This is a genomic window from Variovorax sp. DAIF25 (genome assembly GCF_050711835.1).
Taxonomy (GTDB): Bacteria; Pseudomonadota; Gammaproteobacteria; order Burkholderiales; family Burkholderiaceae_C; genus Variovorax.
Genome location: NZ_CP136636.1, coordinates 580,206 through 598,358, shown reverse-complemented (window position 1 = coordinate 598,358; position 18,153 = coordinate 580,206). Strand labels below are relative to the sequence as shown.

Genomic DNA, 18,153 nt, shown 5'->3' with positions numbered 1-18,153 from the left:
GCACGGGCGAGCGATGCCGCGTTGTGCGCTGAAACGCTGGCGGCACCTCGCGGCCGCGCTGTGCGCGGGCGGCCTGGCGGTGGCCTGCTCCACCGCCCCCAATCCCTACTACGACGCGAGCCGCCCGCACCACCGGCCTGACGGCTTCCAGGACAACTACGTCGAGTTCCAGCCCAAGAACTTCTTCATCGACGTGCTGGTGCGCTGGCAGATCCCGTCCTGGTTCAAGGGCCTGCCGAAGGCGCCCGAGGCGCCGCCGCCGGTGGTGAAGCCCGACCTCGCGCTGCTGCGCGCCAACGCCACGGCGCAGCCGATGCGCCCCACCGCCACCTTCATCGGCCATGCCACCGTGCTGGTGCAGTTGCCGACCGCGACCGGCGGCCTCCACCTGTTGACCGACCCGGTGTTCGGCGAGCGCGCCTCGCCGGTGTCCTTCGCGGGCCCGAAGCGCTTCCAGCCACCGGGCCTGGCGCTGGCCGAACTGCCGCGCATCGACCTGGTGCTGATCAGCCACAACCACTACGACCACCTCGACGAGGCCAGCGTGAAGGCGCTCGCGGCGCAGGCCGGCGGATCGCCGCTGTTCGTGGTGCCGCTGGGCATCGCGCCCTGGCTGGCCGAGCGCGGCATCGTCAACGCGGTCGAGCTCGACTGGTGGGACAGCCTCGAGCTGCCGGCCGGCACGGGCGCCGGCAGCGCCCCGCCGCAGGCTTCGCAGGTGCGCATCCAGCGCAACGGCGCGGGCCTCGCGGCCACGACGGACGCCACCCAGGTCTTCCTCACGCCCGCCCAGCACTGGAGCGCGCGCGGCCTCGGCGACCGGCTGAAGACGCTGTGGGGCGGCTTCGCCGTGCTGTCGCCGAAGCTGCAGCTCTTCTATTCGGGCGACACCGGCTATTCGCGCGACTTCGCCGACATCCAGGCCCGCTTCGCGCCGCGCCAGGGTCCGGCCCAGGGCGGTGGCTTCGACCTCGCGCTGCTGCCCGTGGGCGCCTACGAGCCGCGCTGGTTCATGAAGGACCAGCACGTGAATCCCGAGGAGAGCGTGCGCATCCACCGCGAACTCGGCGCCAAGCGCAGCCTGGGCGTGCACTGGGGCACCTTCGCGCTGACCGACGAGGCGCTCGACCAGCCGCCGCGCGACCTCGCCGCCGCGCGCCAGGCCCAGGGCGTGGCCGCCGACGATTTCTTCACGCTCGCCATCGGCGAGACCCGCACCCTGCCCGAGCGGCAGCCCCCACGATGAGCACCGACACCGCAGCGCCCCCCATCGCCCTCGACCGGCAAGGCCGCGTCGACTACGCCGCCACCTTCGCCGCGATGAAGCAGTTCACGCTGGAACGCACGCCGGATACGCCCGACGCGCTATGGATTTGCGAGCACGCGCCGGTCTTCACGCAGGGCATCGCGGGCCGCCAGGACCACATCCTCAACCCCGGCGAGATCCCCGTGGTGCAGACCGACCGCGGCGGCCAGGTCACCTTCCACGGCCCGGGCCAGGTGGTGGCCTATCCGCTGATCGACCTGCGCCGCGCGGGCTACTTCGTCAAGGAATACGTCTACCGGCTCGAGGAAGCGGTGCTGCGCACGCTGTCGCATTTCGGCGTCACCGGCCATCGCGTGGCGGGCGCGCCCGGCATCTACGTGCGCCTGGACGACCCGTTCTCGCACGCCACCCTCACCGGCCCGCGGCCCGAGCACGACCCGTTCCGCGGCCTCGGCAAGATCGCCGCGCTGGGCATCAAGGTCAGCCGCCACGCCACCTACCACGGCGTGGCGCTCAACGTCGACATGGACCTCGAACCCTTCTCGCGAATCAACCCTTGCGGCTACGCCGGGCTGCAAACGGTCGACCTTTCTACAATCGGCGTCCAATCCACATGGGAAGAAGCCGCCGCCGTGCTGGGCCGCAAGCTCGGTACTTTCCTGGCGCCTTGACGAGAACTCCAATGAGCACCACCGAAGTCGTCCGCGACGCCCAGAGCGCCGAAACCTACAACCCGCTGGCCAAGCAGAAGGCCGCGGCCAAGCTCTCGCGCATCCCCGTCAAGGTGATCCAGCAGGGCGAGGTGCTCAAGAAGCCCGAGTGGATCCGCGTCAAGGCCGGCAGCCCGACCACGCGCTTCTACGAGATCAAGCAGATCCTGCGCGAGAGCAACCTGCACACGGTCTGCGAAGAGGCCTCGTGCCCCAACATCGGCGAATGCTTCGGCAACGGCACCGCCACCTTCATGATCATGGGCGACAAGTGCACGCGGCGCTGCCCCTTCTGCGACGTGGGCCATGGCCGCCCCGATCCGCTCGACAAGGACGAGCCGCTCAACCTCGCGAAGACCATCGCCAAGCTGCGCCTGAAGTACGTGGTGATCACCAGCGTCGACCGCGACGACCTGCGCGACGGCGGCAGCCAGCACTTCGTCGACTGCATCAGGAACATCCGCGAGCTCTCGCCGATGACGCAGATCGAGATCCTGGTGCCCGATTTCCGCGGCCGCGACGACCGCGCGCTCGAGATCCTCAAGGCCGCGCCGCCCGACGTGATGAACCACAACCTCGAGACCGCGCCGCGCCTGTACAAGGAAGCGCGTCCGGGCAGCGACTACCAGTTCAGCCTCAACCTGCTGAAGAAGTTCAAGGCGCTGCACCCCGAGGTGCCGACCAAGAGCGGCATCATGGTCGGCCTCGGCGAGACCGACGAGGAGATCCTGCAGGTCATGCGCGACATGCGCGCGCACGACATCGACATGCTGACCATCGGCCAGTACCTGTCGCCGTCGGGCTCGCACCTGCCGGTGCGCCGCTACGTGCATCCCGACACCTTCAAGATGTTCGAGGAAGAGGCCTACAAGATGGGCTTCTCGCACGCGGCCGTGGGCGCGATGGTGCGCTCGAGCTACCACGCGGACCAGCAGGCGCACGCGGCCGGCGTCTGAGCCGCGCGTGAGCCCCCTGCAACGAGCGGCCTTCGGGCCGCTTTTTTCATGGCGCGGCCCGTCGCCTCGGGCTCACCGGGCGCCGGGCATCTTCGCTATCCTGCACGACCGGCAACGACCGAGGATCCGACCTTGCAGCAACCCGCTTCCGCTTCTTCCGACGCTTCCTTTCAGGCCCTGATGGAACGCGATTTCGGCGTGATCGCCGACCTGATCCGCTTCCATGCGCAGAACACCCCCGATCGGCCCGCGCTCGCCGACGCCGCGCAGCAGCTCGACTACCGTGCGCTCGATGCGCTGATGGACCGCATCGCCGCCAGCCTGCAGCGCGACGGCCTGCGGACCGGCGACGCGATCGCGGTCTGCGCCGCCTCGTCGGTGAACTACGCGGCCGTGTTCCTCGGCGCGCTGCGCGCGGGCGTGGCGGTGGCACCGCTGGCCCCGGGCTCCACGCCGGCCAGCCTGGCGCGCATGATCTCGGACGCCGATGCGCGCATCCTCTTCGCCGACGCGGGCGCGGCCGAGGTCATCGGCCCGGCGCAGCCCGGCGGCATCGCGCGCGTGGCGCTCGACGGCTCGGCCATCGGCCGGTCGCTGGCCGACTGGCTCGCGCCCGAGGGCGCCACGCCCGAGCCCGCCGACGTGCAGCCCGGCACGGCCTTCAACATCATCTATTCCTCGGGCACCACCGGCGAGCCCAAGGGCATCGTGCAGGGCCACGGCATGCGCTGGGCCCACGTGCAGCGCGGCGCCAAGTACGAGTACGACAGCCACACCGTCACGCTGCTGTCGACGCCGCTCTATTCCAACACCACGCTGGTCGTGTTCTTCCCCACGCTGGCCTTCGGCGGCTGCGTGGTGCTGATGCCGAAGTTCGACGCGCTCGGCTACCTGCAGCTGGCCGAACGGCACCGCGTGACCCACACCATGCTGGTGCCGGTGCAGTACCAGCGGCTGATGGCGCATCCGCGCTTCGACGCGCACGACCTCTCGGCCTACCGCTTCAAGTTCAGCACCAGCGCGCCCTTCAATGCCGCGCTCAAGGCCGACGTGCTCGCGCGCTGGCCCGGCGGGCTGATCGAGTTCTACGGCATGACCGAGGGCGGCGGCACCTGCATCCTCGAGGCCCACCTGCATCCGACCAAGCTGCACACCGTGGGCCAGCCGGCGCCGGGCAGCGACATCCGGCTGATCGACGAGGAAGGCCGCGAACTGCCGGCCGGCGACACCGAGGTGGCCGGCGAGGTGGTCGGCCACTCGGCCGGCATGATGACCGGCTACCACCGCCAGCCCGAGAAGACGCGCGAGGCCGAGTGGTTCGACGCGACGGGCAAGCGCTTCATCCGCACCGGCGACGTGGGCCGCTTCGACGCCGACGGCTTCCTCACGCTGTTCGACCGCAAGAAGGACATGATCATCAGCGGCGGCTTCAACATCTACCCGAGCGACCTCGAAGCGGTGCTGCGCTGCCATGCGGCCGTGGCCGACGTGGCGGTGGTCGGCGTGCCGTCCGAGCAATGGGGCGAGACGCCGATGGCCTTCGTGGTGCGCCGCGAGGGCGATGCCACCGCTGCCGAGGCGCTGCTGCAGTGGGCCAATGCCCAGGTCGGCAAGACGCAGCGGCTCGCGGGCCTGGCGCTGATCGACGAGCTGCCGCGCAGCGCGATCGGCAAGGTGCTCAAGCGCGAGCTGCGAGAACGCGTCCGCGGCTGACGCGCCGCGCCCCGAAGACCGGGCAGGATCGCGGCAGATGAAATCCCTGCGCGGTCAACTGGTCTTCTTCTGGGTGCTGCTGCTCGGCATGTGCGCCGCGCTCGCGGTCGTGATGTTCACGCTCTACCGCAGCAGCGCGGGCGCCCAGGTGGCGGCCGGCCGCGCCGCCACCGAGCAGTCCTGCCGCGCGATCGCGGCGCGCTACGCCAAGTCGATCGCCACGCCCGCGCCGCCACGGCCCGAGGTCGACCTGCTGCGCGTGCTGCTGCAACTGGTGCTGATCGAGGCGCCGCAGGTCGAGGGCGGCGTCTGGCACGCGGTCGACGGCCCGCTGGCCTACGCCTACCCGACCTACGAGGGCAGCGGCGTCAAGCGCGACGTGCCCGCGGCCGAGCAGCCGCTGATCGCCCAGCTGGCGCAGCTCGCGGCGCGCACCCGCCAGCCGCAGACCGACGTGGTGCGCGGCAGCCGCGAGGCGCTGATCGTCTCGGCCTGCCCGCTGCCCGCGCCGGCCGACGACCTCGCCGCCTGGACCATGACGCGCACCAGCGGCGGCGCGCTCGCGGCCCAGGACAGCCTGCGCACCGGGCTCGGCGTGCTGCTGTTGCTGGTGCTGGCCTCGGGCCTGTGGCTGGGCTCGATCCTGCTGCGCGGGCTGCGCCATGTGCAACGCCTCGAGAGCCGGCTGGCGCAGGCCGATGCCGACGGCGACGCCATGCCCGAGCTGCCGCGCACCGGCGTGCGCGAGCTCGACCGCATCGTCGACGGCTTCAACCGCTACCGGCTGCGCTTCGAGGAGGCGCGCGCTCACCTGCGCGCGGCCGCGCAGCAGCGCAGCCGCGACCAGCGGCTGGCCGCGCTGGGCCGCATGACGGGCGGCATCGCGCACGAGATCCGCAACCCCATCGCCACCATGCGGCTGAAGGCCGAGAACGCGCTGGCCGCCTCGCCCGAACGGCAAGGCCCGGCGCTGCAGGCCATCGTCGGCCAGATCGACCGGCTCGACGGACTGGTGCAGAGCCTGCTCGCGCTGGTGCAGCCCGTGACGCTGGCCCCGGTGCCGGTGCCGCTCGCGCGCTGGCTCGAGGAGCGGCTGGCGGCCGTGGCGCCGAAGGCCGAGGCCGCGGGCGTGCGGCTCGTGCTGCGGCACGAGGCGCCCGACAGCGCCGTGTTCGACCCCGTGCACCTGGCGCGCGCCATCGACAACCTGCTCGACAACGCCGTGCGCCATGCGCCGCGCGGCGGCGAGGTCGTGCTCGCTGCGGTGCAGCCCGATGCGCGCACGCTGGCGCTGCGCGTCGACGACGACGGCGCGGGCGTGCCCGAGTCGCTGCAGGCCAGCCTGTTCGAGCCCTTCGCCACCGGCCGCGCCGACGGCACCGGCCTGGGCCTGGCGCTGGCGCGCGAGGTGGCGCTGGCGCATGGCGGCGAGCTGCGCCACCTGCCGCTGGCGCCGGGCACCCGTTTCGAACTGGAGCTTCCATGGCGCACCTCCTGATCGTCGACGACGACGACGCTTTCCGCGACACGCTGGCCGAAACCCTCGAGGGCCTGGGCCACGGCGTGACGGCCGTGGCCGGCGGCGCCGAGGCCCTCGAGGCGCTCGCGCACACGCGCTTCGACGCCGTGTTCCTCGACCACCGCATGCCCGGCATGGACGGCCTGCAGACGCTCTCGGCGCTGCGCGCCCGCGCGGGCCGGCTGCCGCCGGTGATCGTGCTGACCGCGTTCTCGAGCGCGGGCAACACCATCGAGGCGATGCGCCTGGGCGCCTTCGACCACCTGGCCAAGCCGATCGGCCGCGAGGCGGTGCGCGAGGTGCTCGAGCGCGCGCTGCAACAGCGCACGGCGGCCGCGCCCGCCAGCGCTCCCGACGACGTGGGCGACGCCGAGCTGATCGGGCCGAGCGAGGCCATGCGCGAGGTGCACAAGCGCATCGGCCTGGCGGCCGCCAGCGCGATGCCGGTGCTGGTGCTCGGCGAGACGGGCACCGGCAAGGAAATGGTGGCGCGCGCGCTGCACCGCCATTCGGCGCGCGCCGGCGGGCCCTTCATGGCCATCAACTGCTCGGCCATCCCGAAGGAACTGCTCGAGAGCGAGCTGTTCGGTCATGTGCGCGGCGCCTTCACGGGCGCCACCGGCGAGCGGCTCGGCTGCTTCCGCGCGGCCGACGGCGGGGTGCTGCTGCTCGACGAGATCGGCGACATGGCGCTCGACGTGCAGGCCAAGATGCTGCGCGCGCTGCAGGAGGGCGAGGTGACGCCGCTGGGCGGGCACCGCACGGTGAAGGTCGACGTGCGCGTGGTCGCCGCGACCCACCGCGACCTGCGCGCGGCCGTGCGCGAGGGGCGCTTTCGCGAGGACCTGCTGTACCGGCTCGACGTGCTGTCGATCCGGCTGCCGCCGCTGCGCGAGCGGCTGGCCGACATCATCCCGCTGGCCGAGCACTTCCTGCGCCGCGCGGTCCCGCGCGATGCGACCGAGCCGCCGAAGTCGCTGTCGGCCGAGGCGGCCCGGCGCCTGCTCGGCCACCCCTGGCCCGGCAACGTGCGCGAGCTGCGCAATGCGATGGAACGCTGCCAGGCGCTGGTGCGGCACCGCGTGATCGGCGAGGCCGACCTGGCCGCCGCGCTGGGCGCTGCGCCGGCCGCCGATGCCGCGCCGGCGCTGCCCGCGGACTGGCTCGAGGGCGAGCTGCCGGTGGCCGTCGAAAGGCTGGAGCGGCTGCTGATCGCGCATGCGCTCGCGCAGACGCAGGGCAACCGGGCCGAGGCGGCGCGGCGGCTCGGCATCCATCGCCAACTGCTCTATCGCAAGCTGACGCAATACGGCCTCGAATGAAGCGGTGTCCGGAAAGCGGACGCCCACTGTCTCCGGATCATCCGGGCGCCGCCGCGGCGACGGCCACAAGTCGTTGATTTCAAAGGATTTCGGTGCTGGCACGTTGCGTGAGATGTCCTGGAGACATCCACCCGCAAGGAGCCTCCCATGACAGTCCGCACCCCCTTCATCGCCGCCGCCATCCTGCTCGCGGGCGGCACGGCCTTCGCCCAGTTGCCGCCTCCGCCGCCCGGCGTCCCGCTGCCCCCGAGCCCCGCCGCCGCGGCCGCCGCGCCCGAGGCCGGCACGGTCGTCACCGGCCGCGTGCAGCGCTTCCTGCTCAACCCCGGCGGCGAGGCCGACGGCCTGCTGCTGGCCGACGGCACCCAGGTCGCGTTCCCGCCGCACCTGTCGGCCGACGCCATGCAACTGCTGCAGCCCGGCGACACGGTGCAGGTCGGCGGCTGGCGCGCGCCCGGCGTGCCGGTGCTGCGCATGCGCTCGCTCGAGGCCAACGGCCGCAGCCTGGTCGACACCCCGCCCGCGCCCGGCATGGCGCCGCCGCGGCCGCCGCGCGAACCGGGCGCGCTCGATGCGCTGAGCGCGCAGGGCCGCATCGAACGCCTGCTCTACACCGACCGCGGCGACGTGCGCGGCGTGCTGCTGGCCGACCAGACCATCGTGCGCTTCCCGCCGCACGTGGGCGCGATGTACCGCGACCAGCTGAAGCCGGGCGCCGAACTCCATGCGCGCGGCTGGGGCACGCGCGGCGCGCAGGGCACTGTGCTCGAGGCCACCGGCCTGGGCCCGACGGCGGACACGGTGGCCGAGGTGCTGCGCGGTCCGCGCCCAGGCGCGGGTCCTGACGCGGGCCCGGGTCCGCGCCCCGCTCCGCGCGGCCCGGCTTCCTGAGCTCCGGCCTCGTCCCGCCATGACGACCGCGCCCACCCGCCGCAGCCTGCGCGCCCTCGATGCGCTGGCCTTCTTCGCGCCCGACATCCAGGGCGGCGTCGGCCCCTTCCTGGTGGTCTTCATGGCCGGCACCTTGGCCTGGGATCCGCAGCGCATCGGCAGCGTGATGTTCGTCTCGGCGCTGGTCGGGCTGGCGGTGCAGGCACCGGCCGGCGCGCTGATCGACAGCGTGCGCCGCAAGCCGCGCTGGATCGCGGGCGCGGTCGCGCTGATCGCGCTCAGCCTGGTGGCGATGGCCCAGTGGCCGCTCTACGGCACCATCCTCGCGGGCCAGTCGCTGATCGGCGCCGCAGGCACGCTGGTCGCGCCCGCCCTCGCGGCCACCAGTCTCGGCATGGTGGGCCGCGCCGGCCTCGACGCGCGCATCGGTCGCAACGCCGCGATCACCGCGGCCGGCACGGTGCTGTGGGCGCTGGGCACCGGCTGGGTCGGCCATGTCTTCGGCCCGCGCGCGATGTTCTTCTATGCGGTGGCGATGGCGCTGCCGACCATCGCGGCGGCACTGCTGATCCGCGACCGCGACGTCGACCCGCGGCTGGCGCGCGGCGCTGACGCGCCGCCCGATGCCGCCCAAGGCACCGTCCGCTGGCACGACCGCCGCCTCGTCGTGCTGCTGGCCTGCGCCTTCCTGTTCCACCTGGCCAATGCCGCGATGCTGACGCTGGTGGCGCAGAAGGTCGGCTCGCGCACCGGCGCCGCCGCCACGCTGTGGCTCTCGGCCGGCGTGATCGTCACGCAGCTGGTGACCATCCCGATCGCGATGGCGGTCGGACGCTGGGCGCCGCGGCTCGCGCGCAAGCCGGTGTTTTTGGTCGGCTTCGCGGTGCTGCCGGTGCGCGGGCTGCTCTACCTGCTGGCCGACAGCCCCGCCGCGCTGCTCGCGCTGCAGGTGCTCGACGGCATCGGCGCGGGCATCTTCGGGGTGATGCTGACCCTGATGATCGGCGACCTCACGCGCGGCAGCGGCCGCTTCAACTTCGCGCTCGGCCTGGGCGCGGCCTGCGTCGGGCTGGGCGCGGCGCTCAGCAACCTGCTGGCGGGCAGCATCGCGCATGCGGCCGGCTACGGCACCGCCTTCGTCGTGCTCGCGGCCATCGCCGCGGCGGCGCTCGCGCTGTTCGCGCTCGCCATGCCCGAAACTCGGGGGCGGGAAGCGCGTGCCGCGCACGCTCCCGCCGCCCTGACCACCGCCGCTCCATGACCAAAGACACCGCGTCCGCCCTGCCCCCCGCCACCGCCGCCGCGGACACCGCATCGCCCCACGAGGGCGGCGGCAACGGCCTGCTCTGGGTGCTGGTGGCGGTGGCCGTGTTGTTCGCCTTCGTGCGGCCGCGCGCGCCGCTCGACTGGCTGAAGCTGATCGACTGGCAGACCGTGGGCGCGCTCGCGGGCCTGCTCGCGATCACGCAGGGCGTGGAGAAGAGCGGCGTGCTGCAGTCGGCCGCGCAGCGCCTGCTGGCGCGCACCACCGACCTGCGCCAGCTCGCGCTGCTGCTCGTGGCCAGCGCCGCCGTGCTGTCGGCGCTGGTCACCAACGACGTCAGCCTGTTCCTGCTGGTGCCGCTCACGCGCGTGCTCGCCACCCAGGCGCACCTGCCGCTGGCGCGGCTGGTGGTGCTGGAGGCGCTGGCGGTCAACGCGGGCTCGGCGCTCACGCCGATCGGCAATCCGCAGAACCTCTACCTGTGGCACCGCAGCGGCGAGAGCTTCGCGGGCTTCATGGGCATGATGGCGCCGACCGTGGGCGTGATGCTGTTCTGGCTGTTCGCCGCCGTCTGGCTGCTGGTGCCGCGCACCGCGATCGCGCTCAAGCCCGCGGCCGACAGCGCGCCGGTGCAGCCGCGGCTGCTGGCGCTGTCGGGCCTGCTGTTCGTGGGCTTCGTGGTCGCGCTCGACCGGCACTGGCTGGCCGCGGGCCTGGCGGTGGTGTTCGGCGCCTACCTGCTGTTCCAGCGCCGCGTGCTGCGCGACGTCGACTGGGCGCTGCTCGCGATCATCGCGCTGATGTTCGTCGACCTGCGCCAGCTCGCCGAGCTGCCCTTCATCGCCGCGCTGATGACGCAATGGCCGATCGCCGAGGGCTGGCGCGCCTACCTGGCGGCGATCGTGAGCTCGCAGTTCATCAGCAACGTGCCGGCCACCATCCTGCTCGACCGCTACGTGCACGACCTGCCGGCGCTGGCCGCCGGCGTGAGCGTGGGCGGCTTCGGCTGCGTGCTGGGCTCGCTCGCCAACCTGATCGCGCTGCGGCTCGCCAAATTGCCGAACGGGCTGCGCGAGTTCCACCGCCTGAGCGTGCCCTTCCTGCTGGTGTGCGCGGCCTCGGCGCTGCTGCTGCGGCTCGGGTGACGGCGGCGGAGGCGCGCGGCCTCGAACGCGTGCGCGTTGAGCAACATCGCCCGTGTCCGACGAGCGCGCGCGCTTTTTGTGGCTAGAGTGGAGACTCCCGAAGAAAGGAGTCATGGCATGGACAAGAAGAACAACAGCGAGGATTTCGAGATCACCCCCAAGCTCGTGTTCGACATGAACCTGGCGCTGTACCTCGACCTGGTCGCGGCGCTGGAGGGCGCGGGCGCCGTCACCTACCGCCAGATGGCGGCGCGCGTGCTCAACATCAGCATGGATGCGCGCGCCGACGGGGAGCTCGGCCTCTCGACCGCGCTGGAGGGCATCGCACAAGGCTTCGCGGGCCACGGCGACGGACTGTCGATCGAGCTGCTGAAGGCCGCGCGCGGGCTGCGCGAGGATGACGCGATGGGCGACATCCCGATGCGGCCGGACGTGGACTGAACAGGTAGGCCGCACACGGCGCGCGGGCTGCCCGCGCGCCTTGGTGGGTCAAGGATTCATCGAAAGGCTGGGCCGGCTGCGCCTGCCGGCCAGCGTGCTCACGTTGCCGGCCTCCACTTTCCGGATCAGGAAATTGCCGGCATCCACCGCGTAGACGATGCCCTGGGTCGAGATCGCGAGGCCGCGCAGACTCCCGAAGCGAGCGACCTGGGCGCCGCCGTCCTGATAGAGCGGTGCCGCTGGCGTGTTGTAGCCGTCGCTGTCGAGCACCACGCTCGGATACTGTGCGCCAGCGAAGGTCGAGACCGTTCCGTCCGGCTGCACCTTGCGGATCACGTTGTTTCCCGTATCCGCCAGGTAGATGGCCCCACTCGAATCGACCGACAAGGCCCCCGGCTGGTAGCCGAAGCCGGCAGCGACTCCCTCCCCATCCACGTAGTAGGGCCTGAGCGCGTTGTTGGAACCCGCAAGGGTCGTCACGCTGCCCTGCGCCGTGATCTTGCGAACGCGCCGGTCGTCGAAGACATAGAGATTCTTCTGCCCATCGACGGCGAGCGCCGAGGGATAGTTGAACCGGGCATCCGCGCCCACGCCATCGCCGCCGTTGTCGCCGGGCCCCCATCCCCCGCCGCCCGCGATCGTGCCGACTGCACCGTCCGGTGCGATCTTTCGCACCTTGTTCTGGTAGTACTCGACGAAATAGACCGTCCCGTCGGCGGCGGCCGCAATCGCCATCGGCATGTCGAGCCGCACCTCGTCCCCGATGCCGTCGCGAAGGCCTTGCTCTCCGCGTTTTCCGGCCAGCACGCTGACCACGCCGGCCGCGTCGATCTTCTCGATGACCGCATTCCAGTAGTTCGAGACGTAGAGCGTGCCCTGCGCGTCCACGGCGATGCCGCCGAGCGGGGCCCCGCTCCAGCGCAGCAGGTTGTCCGGCCCGCCACTTGCCGTCGTCGTCAGTGTCGAGACGACGCCTTCGGGCGTGATCTTCCGGATGACCGTGTCCTGATCGGGCATCCTGTCGATCACGAACTGGTTGCCGAATCGGTCGATCGCCATGGCGCCCGGTTCGACGAACCGCGCCGCTGGGCCCGTGCCGTCGGCATGCTCGGACAGAGGCAACTCCTCCTCGGCCTGCGGCGACGCCGCTTTCTGAACCTCGGCGCTTGCCAGCGGCGAAGTGGCTGCCCCTCCGCCATCGCCGAGCCCGGAGCCCACCCCGATGTTTCCGCTCCCGCCACCCCCGCCACATGCAGCCAGCAGCAGCGCCGCGGCGGCGAGCCACGCCGCGTTCAGTCTCTTCCACCCCGTGATCGAACTCATGACTTCCTCCCGTTGAAAAGATGCAGACACAGATTCATCGGTTCGGTGGCCTGCCGCTCTCGGCAGCGAGGTCGTGCAGCCGGGACGGCCGCTACTTGTAGTCGAGCGTGAAGGTCGCCATGCCGTTGGCTTGACCCGGCGTCACGGTGTTGCCGGTCTGGAAGTAGCGCGCGGTGTAGGGCAGCACGTAGTCGCCGTCCTTCGACGGTCCCACGAGCGCGTCGTCGCCGTACTTCACCGGCACCTTCTGGCCGTCGATGATCTGGATGCCCACGCCGGTGGCGGTGGCCGAGCCGCTGGCCTGGCTGATGCGCAGCACGCCGGCGTCGCCGGCCGGATCGGGCGTGGCGTCCATGCGCAGGTAGACGGTGTTCTGCGTGCCGACCCCGGCGTTGCACTTGAGCCGGATGTTGAAGTTGCGCTCGGCGGCAGTGGTGCCGCGGCCCTTGAAGTCGCTCTGCGGCACCTTGCCGAACACCACCGGAATGTTCTTCGAGCCCGTGTCCACGAGGCAGCTCGGGGTGACGATGGTGATGGCGTCGCCGTCGACGCGGGTCGTCACCGCGGAGCCGCCGCGATCGCCGGAGTAGGTGGTGTAGATGCCGTTGATCAACCGGCCGCTGCCGGTGATGGGGGCGATCTTGTAGAGCTCGACCACGAAGCTCGAGTTGGTCGAGAACGGCCCGAAGGTGGTGCTGGTGGGCAACGTGTGCGGATAAGGTACTTCGGGGCGGGAGTCGCCGGAGCCGATGCGCAGGAGCCGGATACCGATGCCGGGCACGCTGGTGGCAAAGACCTTTTCCTTCCCCGACCACTCCGCACCGACCGCCGCGGAATTGATGACGCCGTACAGGGTGCCGCCGCCGCTGGTGCAGGTGAAGGGGGTGTTGGTCGCCCCCGCCTGATAGATGGGAAAGCTCTTGGCCGGGGTGATCAGGCTGCCCACGGGCAGGTCCGGGCTGACGACGATGCGGCCCATCACCATGTTGATGTTCTTCGGGATGTAGCCCCCGGCGGTGTTGAGTTCGCAATAGGCACTCGCCTCCTGCCCGGCCACCAGCAGCACGAGCCCGGCGATCAGCGGAGCGCCGCGGCGCAGCGGGGAGGAGAAGAACGCCTTCATCGCGCCCGACGGATTGCTGCGGTTCATTCCGCTCCCTTCTTCTTTGCTCGCGGCGCGAACAGCGCCGCACTGTCGACCGCGCTGCCGATGCACTGCCCCGTGAATTCGCGGATCGGCGGCGGATTGGCGTCCTCGGGCAGGCTGTAGGCCACCGTGCACTGGTCGTTCGCGCCCTGCCCCCAGCGCACCGTGAGGCTGCCGCTCTGGGCCGCGCCGGTCACGAAGGCCTGGCCATCGGGGCCGACGATGCCGACCTCCTGGCCGGCCTCGTTCTCGATCTTCGAACCCAGCGGCAGCACGCGGCCCTTCGCGTCGCTCAGCGTCATCAGCAGGCGGAAGCCCACCGAGGTCTCGAACTTCGCGACCACCACGGCGCCGCGCGTGGGCACCACTTCCATCGCCGCGTTCTTCACCTCGACGGTGTCGCCGAGGTCGCCGGTGCGCAGCGCGAGGCGGTTGAGCCGGTACGGGCTCAGGTTCGGGATGACCGCATTGCCCGCGCTGTCGGTCGCCACGCCCGGCTGCGATTCGAAGCCCACGCCACCGGCCTTGGGCGCCTGCACCAGCGCGATGGTCTCGCCCAGCGGCTGCGACAGGGTGACGCCGCCGCCATGCGCCAGCAGGCCGCCCGACATGCCGAAGGTGGTCTGGCCGTAGCCCTTGCCCTGCGAGTGGCCGACATCGAAGCGCCCCACGGGCGACAGGTAGCTCGCGCTGGCGCTGCCGCTCGAGCCCTGGCCGTCCGCGTTCGAGTGGCCCGCGGTCAGGTTGTAGTTGAGCCGGCTGTCCTCGAAGGCGCTGCCGTAGACGCTGGCCTGCTGGTTGAGGCGCCCGTCGTTGTCGCGGCTCACCGTGTACTGCGCGCTGGCGCGCGTGTCGCCCAGCGGGATGCTGACCATCACCATGAGCTGCCGGCTGACCGGACGGATCGAGCCGGTGCTGAAGCTGTTGATGCCGCCGTTGTTGGTGCTGTAGTTGTAGAAGACGCTGTAGCCGAACTGCTTGTAGCTGCCCGAGTAGCCGATCTGCACCAGCCGGTCCTTGGCGGGCGTGCCCCAGTAGGTCTGCTGGCGCGCCGAGGCGAACACCGAGCCCCAGCTGCCGATCTGCTGCGAGAGTTCGAAGCGCAGCTCGTTGCGGCGGCTGTTGAAGTTGTCGGGCAGCAGCAGGCCCTGCATCTGCGCCGCTTCCTGGAAGGTGCGGTAGCCGCTGGTCGAGTAGCGGTAGCCGGCCACGCGGAAGTTGGTGCCCGAATCGACGAAGGCCTTCGAATAGAGGAAGCGCAGCGACTGGCCGTTGTAGGTCTTGTCGAAGCGGTCGACGGTGCGCGCGGCCGAGAGGTCGAACGAGACGGCGCCGAAGGCGCGCATGTTCTTGCCCAGGCCCACCAGGCCCGACTGGTACTTGCGCGCGGCGATCAGGCCGCCGTACACCGAGTACTCGTCGGGCAGGCCGCGCGCCAGGGTGGCCTGCAGGAACACCGGCTCGGCCGGCACCTGGCTCGGCAGCAGCGGGTTGGTGTTCACGTTGTCGTAGCCGTTGCGGTACTTGCCCACGGTGGCCGAGTAGCGCCAGGTGCCCTCGCGCAGCAAGGTGGGCACGGCCGAGAAGGCCTGGGTGTACTTGGTCTGGCGGCCGTCGGCCTCGGTGATCGTGACCTCGAGGTCGCCGCTCGAGGCGGTGGGATACAGGTCGTCGAGCACGAAGGGCCCGGGCGCCACGAAGGTGCTGTAGACGATGTAGCCGTTCTGCCGCACGGTGACGCGCGCATTGGTCTGGGCGATGCCGCGGATCGTGGGCGCATAGCCCTGCAGGCTGTCGGGCAGCATCGCGTCGTCGGAGGACACCTGCACGCCGCGAAACGGCAGGCTGTCGAAGAAGTTGCCGGGCGTGTTGCCGTCGCCGATCAGCAGCTGGCCGTTGATCGAGGCCAGGTCGCGCTGCGCATAGCTGGTGACGCCCTGCCAGCGGCTTCGGCCATCGAGGCCGCGGTTGTAGGTCGAGTAGTGGCGAAAGCGCCAGTCGCCCATGTTGAAACCCGCGCGCACGCCCGCGAAGAAGGTGTTGCGCTGGAGCGTGTTGCGGTTGCGGTTGAACGGATCGGCGGCGTCGAAGACGTTGAGCTGCGGGTTGGTCAGCGGGGTGTCGTTGCGGTAGTTGCTGCCGCTGAAGCGCGAGTAGTTGAGCTGGTAGTCCAGCATGAAGGCGGTGATGCCCTTGTCCCACTTCTCGGGGCCCACGGCGCCGCGTGCGCTGCGCTTGAGCGCGGCCTGCGGAATGCTCAGGAACAGGCGCTGGCGCCCGGCGTCGTAGCTGAGCTTCGACTCGGGGATGGCGTTGACGAGGTCGATGCAGGCCTCGTCGGCCGCAGCGGCGATCGACGGGAACACGGCGACGTTCACGCCCCAGGTGTCGAGCAGGCCGCGCGTGAGGCAGGCCACCGCGTCGTTCGTGCCTTCCCTGTCCTCGAAGCGGACCTCGCTCTGGCCCACGCCGCGCTCGTTGAGCGAGACGTCGACGGTGTACTTGCCCGCGAGCACGCGGTTGCCGAACGAGAACAGCGAGAGGTCGGCATTGGGCTGGTCGCCGCCGATGCCGAGGAACTCCTCGTTGAAGGTCGAGGCGGCCAGCTGCTGCTTCTGCGCGACCGGCGGCTTCTGGGGCGCGGGCGCCTGCTCCTGCACCGGCGCGCCCTGCGCACCGTGCGTGCCGAGGGCCGCGAGCACCGCAGCGCACAGGCTCAGGCGGAACGGCGCGCGCAGGGCGCCGCCGGCCACCGGCGCGCGCCGGGTCGCTGAAAGGGACGGGATGCGGCGGCGCATGGCTTTTCGCCCTCGCGCCTCAGCGCTTCGCGCCGTCGGCTGCGACAGGAGCGAGCTCGGCCTTCACGGCCACCGGCGCATCGCCCGCGGGCACGCGCACCAGTTCCTCGGGCGTTTCGCCGCCGTAGTCGTTGAGCGTGGTGAAGTTGACCTGGATCGCCTGCGGCGCCTTCACCGCGGTCAGCGGGTACACCGACTCGCCGAAGGGCGGCACCATGTCGGCGTTGATGTCCTGCTGGCCGCCGTTGATCTTCAGACCCGTGAAGGTCACGTGGTACGGCGTCGGGTTGCCGATCCTGAGCACCGCGCCCTGCGCGCCGCCGGCCACCGCCCACTGCAGCTGGCTGCGGGCCTCCTCGGACTTGCCGCCCAGGCTGGCGGGCCGGTAGAACAGCTTGATGCGGCTGCGCACCGCGATCTGCAGCACGTTCTCGTCCTTCGAGCGCTCGGGGATCTCCTTCACGTTGAGCCAGAACACCGTTTCGCGGTCGGCGGGCAGCTCGCCCGCCACGCGCATGATGCGCAGGATGTTCTCCATGCCGGGGTCGAGCCGCGACAGCGGCGGCGTGACCAGCATCGGGGTCTTGTTCTTGCCTTCGCCGGCGTCGATCCAGGCCTGGACCACGTAGGGCGAGGTGCCGGTGTTCTTCACCGGAATCGAGGCTTCGCGGTCCTTCTCGCCCAGGATGACGCGCGTGCCGCCGAGCATCACGCCCGCCGCGGCCGGCCATTGAAGGCAGAGCACCGCCACGATGCCCAGGGTCCAACGAATTCGATTCTTGCTGCACATACGACGGGTTCCTCGGTACGGCGGACGCTGGCGTCCAGGCGTACCCCAGCACGGCGGCGCACGCGGCGCACCGGCGGAAAAAAGACGGGTGATGGAAAACCGGCCGATGCGGCGCGCCCACGCGAGGTCGCCGCGCCGCGTCGGTCCGGTGCGGAATCCAGCGGGCGCCTGCCGCAATGGACAGGGGCCGGATTCCGCGAAGGCGGCTTACTTGTAGTTGACCGTGAACTGGGCCGTCGAGTTGGCCGGACCGACCGTCACGGTGTCCTTGGTCGACACGTACACGGCCTGGAACTTCAGGGCGTTGTCGCCCTGGCCCAGAACGTATTGCGCCGATTCCGAGCCGAGCGGAATCTTGGTGGCGGCGGAATCACCCAGCTCGATGGCCACGCCCGAAGCGGTGGTCACGCCGACCTGGCCGGCATTCGCCAGGCGCAGGTTGGTGGCGTCGTCGAGGTCGGGCGTGCCGGTGAACGACACGGTCGCGCCCTTGGCGGTGGCGCCGCAGCCGAGCAGGTCGATGGTGAACTTCGACGGCGTGGCCTTCTTGCCCTTGCCGCCGTCGAGCACCGTGCGAGCGACCTTGCCCAGCGGCACGGTCATGTTCTGGCTGTTCGGCGAGATCGAGCAAGGTGCATCGACGATTTCGCCCGTGAAGTTGATGGTGCCGTCGGCAGCCATCGCGCCTTGCGACAGAGCACCGGCGACAGCGGCCAGAGCCGCCAGCTTGAAAAATGTACGCATCTGAATTCCCTGGGGATTGTTAACAAAAAGACTACTTGCCTTGACAAGGCAGAGCGCAGTCTATTAACCATTTCCAGGGAGAAGAAGCGTCTTTAGGCTCAGTTGACAGTGGTTGACATTGTT

Annotated in this window: 15 protein-coding genes; 10 read left to right on the top strand and 5 right to left on the bottom strand. The window is 71.0% G+C overall.

Going from position 1 to position 18,153, the window contains the following annotated elements; all coding sequences use genetic code 11:
- The first annotated feature begins 13 nt into the window (after positions 1 to 13).
- The 10 genes from R0232_RS02820 (at position 14) to R0232_RS02775 (ending at position 11,228) form a co-directional block, all read left to right on the top strand.
- Entirely contained in the window at positions 14 to 1,246 is a 1,233-nt protein-coding gene (locus R0232_RS02820) for an MBL fold metallo-hydrolase (RefSeq protein WP_431511171.1), read from the top strand.
- Entirely contained in the window at positions 1,243 to 1,938 is a 696-nt protein-coding gene (gene lipB, locus R0232_RS02815) for a lipoyl(octanoyl) transferase LipB (protein WP_431511170.1), read from the top strand. Before R0232_RS02820 ends, lipB begins: the two co-directional genes overlap by 4 nt.
- Before the next feature lie 11 nt (positions 1,939 to 1,949).
- On the top strand, positions 1,950 to 2,933 hold the full coding sequence (gene lipA, locus R0232_RS02810; protein WP_093350284.1) for a lipoyl synthase: 984 nt from the start codon (positions 1,950 to 1,952) through the stop codon (positions 2,931 to 2,933).
- A gap of 180 nt (positions 2,934 to 3,113) precedes the next feature.
- Positions 3,114 to 4,646, top strand: a complete 1,533-nt coding sequence (locus tag R0232_RS02805) for a class I adenylate-forming enzyme family protein (RefSeq protein WP_431511169.1) — start codon at positions 3,114 to 3,116, stop codon at positions 4,644 to 4,646.
- 37 nt (positions 4,647 to 4,683) lie between these two features.
- Positions 4,684 to 6,144 (top strand): sensor histidine kinase, encoded by a 1,461-nt coding sequence (locus R0232_RS02800; protein WP_431511168.1) that lies wholly within the window; start codon positions 4,684 to 4,686, stop codon positions 6,142 to 6,144.
- Entirely contained in the window at positions 6,129 to 7,487 is a 1,359-nt protein-coding gene (locus R0232_RS02795; RefSeq protein ID WP_431511167.1) for a sigma-54-dependent transcriptional regulator, read from the top strand. The genes R0232_RS02800 and R0232_RS02795 overlap by 16 nt, the downstream gene beginning before the upstream one ends.
- 147 nt (positions 7,488 to 7,634) lie before the next feature.
- Positions 7,635 to 8,378 (top strand): hypothetical protein, encoded by a 744-nt coding sequence (locus R0232_RS02790; protein ID WP_431511166.1) that lies wholly within the window; start codon positions 7,635 to 7,637, stop codon positions 8,376 to 8,378.
- A gap of 19 nt (positions 8,379 to 8,397) precedes the next feature.
- Positions 8,398 to 9,639: an MFS transporter gene (locus R0232_RS02785; RefSeq protein WP_431511165.1), complete on the top strand. Its 1,242-nt coding sequence runs from the start codon at positions 8,398 to 8,400 to the stop codon at positions 9,637 to 9,639.
- Positions 9,636 to 10,787 (top strand): SLC13 family permease, encoded by a 1,152-nt coding sequence (locus R0232_RS02780; protein ID WP_431511164.1) that lies wholly within the window; start codon positions 9,636 to 9,638, stop codon positions 10,785 to 10,787. Before R0232_RS02785 ends, R0232_RS02780 begins: the two co-directional genes overlap by 4 nt.
- Positions 10,788 to 10,904: 117 nt before the next feature.
- Complete coding sequence (locus R0232_RS02775) at positions 10,905 to 11,228, top strand: hypothetical protein (protein ID WP_093350265.1); 324 nt, start codon at positions 10,905 to 10,907, stop codon at positions 11,226 to 11,228.
- A gap of 48 nt (positions 11,229 to 11,276) precedes the next feature.
- Here R0232_RS02775 and R0232_RS02770 read toward each other — a convergent pair whose 3' ends face one another.
- The 5 genes from R0232_RS02770 to R0232_RS02750 all read right to left on the bottom strand — a co-directional run bounded on the left by R0232_RS02770 (position 11,277) and on the right by R0232_RS02750 (position 18,030).
- Positions 11,277 to 12,551, bottom strand: a complete 1,275-nt coding sequence (locus tag R0232_RS02770) for a hypothetical protein (protein ID WP_431511163.1) — start codon at positions 12,549 to 12,551, stop codon at positions 11,277 to 11,279.
- 91 nt (positions 12,552 to 12,642) lie between these two features.
- Entirely contained in the window at positions 12,643 to 13,701 is a 1,059-nt protein-coding gene (locus R0232_RS02765; protein WP_431511162.1) for a fimbrial protein, read from the bottom strand.
- Complete coding sequence (locus R0232_RS02760; RefSeq protein ID WP_431511161.1) at positions 13,698 to 16,496, bottom strand: fimbria/pilus outer membrane usher protein; 2,799 nt, start codon at positions 16,494 to 16,496, stop codon at positions 13,698 to 13,700. The genes R0232_RS02765 and R0232_RS02760 overlap by 4 nt, the downstream gene beginning before the upstream one ends.
- A 19-nt stretch (positions 16,497 to 16,515) precedes the next feature.
- Positions 16,516 to 17,286, bottom strand: coding sequence for a fimbrial biogenesis chaperone (locus tag R0232_RS02755; RefSeq protein WP_431511160.1), 771 nt, complete (start codon positions 17,284 to 17,286; stop codon positions 16,516 to 16,518).
- A 207-nt stretch (positions 17,287 to 17,493) separates the two neighbouring features.
- Positions 17,494 to 18,030 (bottom strand): fimbrial protein, encoded by a 537-nt coding sequence (locus R0232_RS02750; protein WP_208510593.1) that lies wholly within the window; start codon positions 18,028 to 18,030, stop codon positions 17,494 to 17,496.
- Positions 18,031 to 18,153 lie beyond the last annotated feature (123 nt).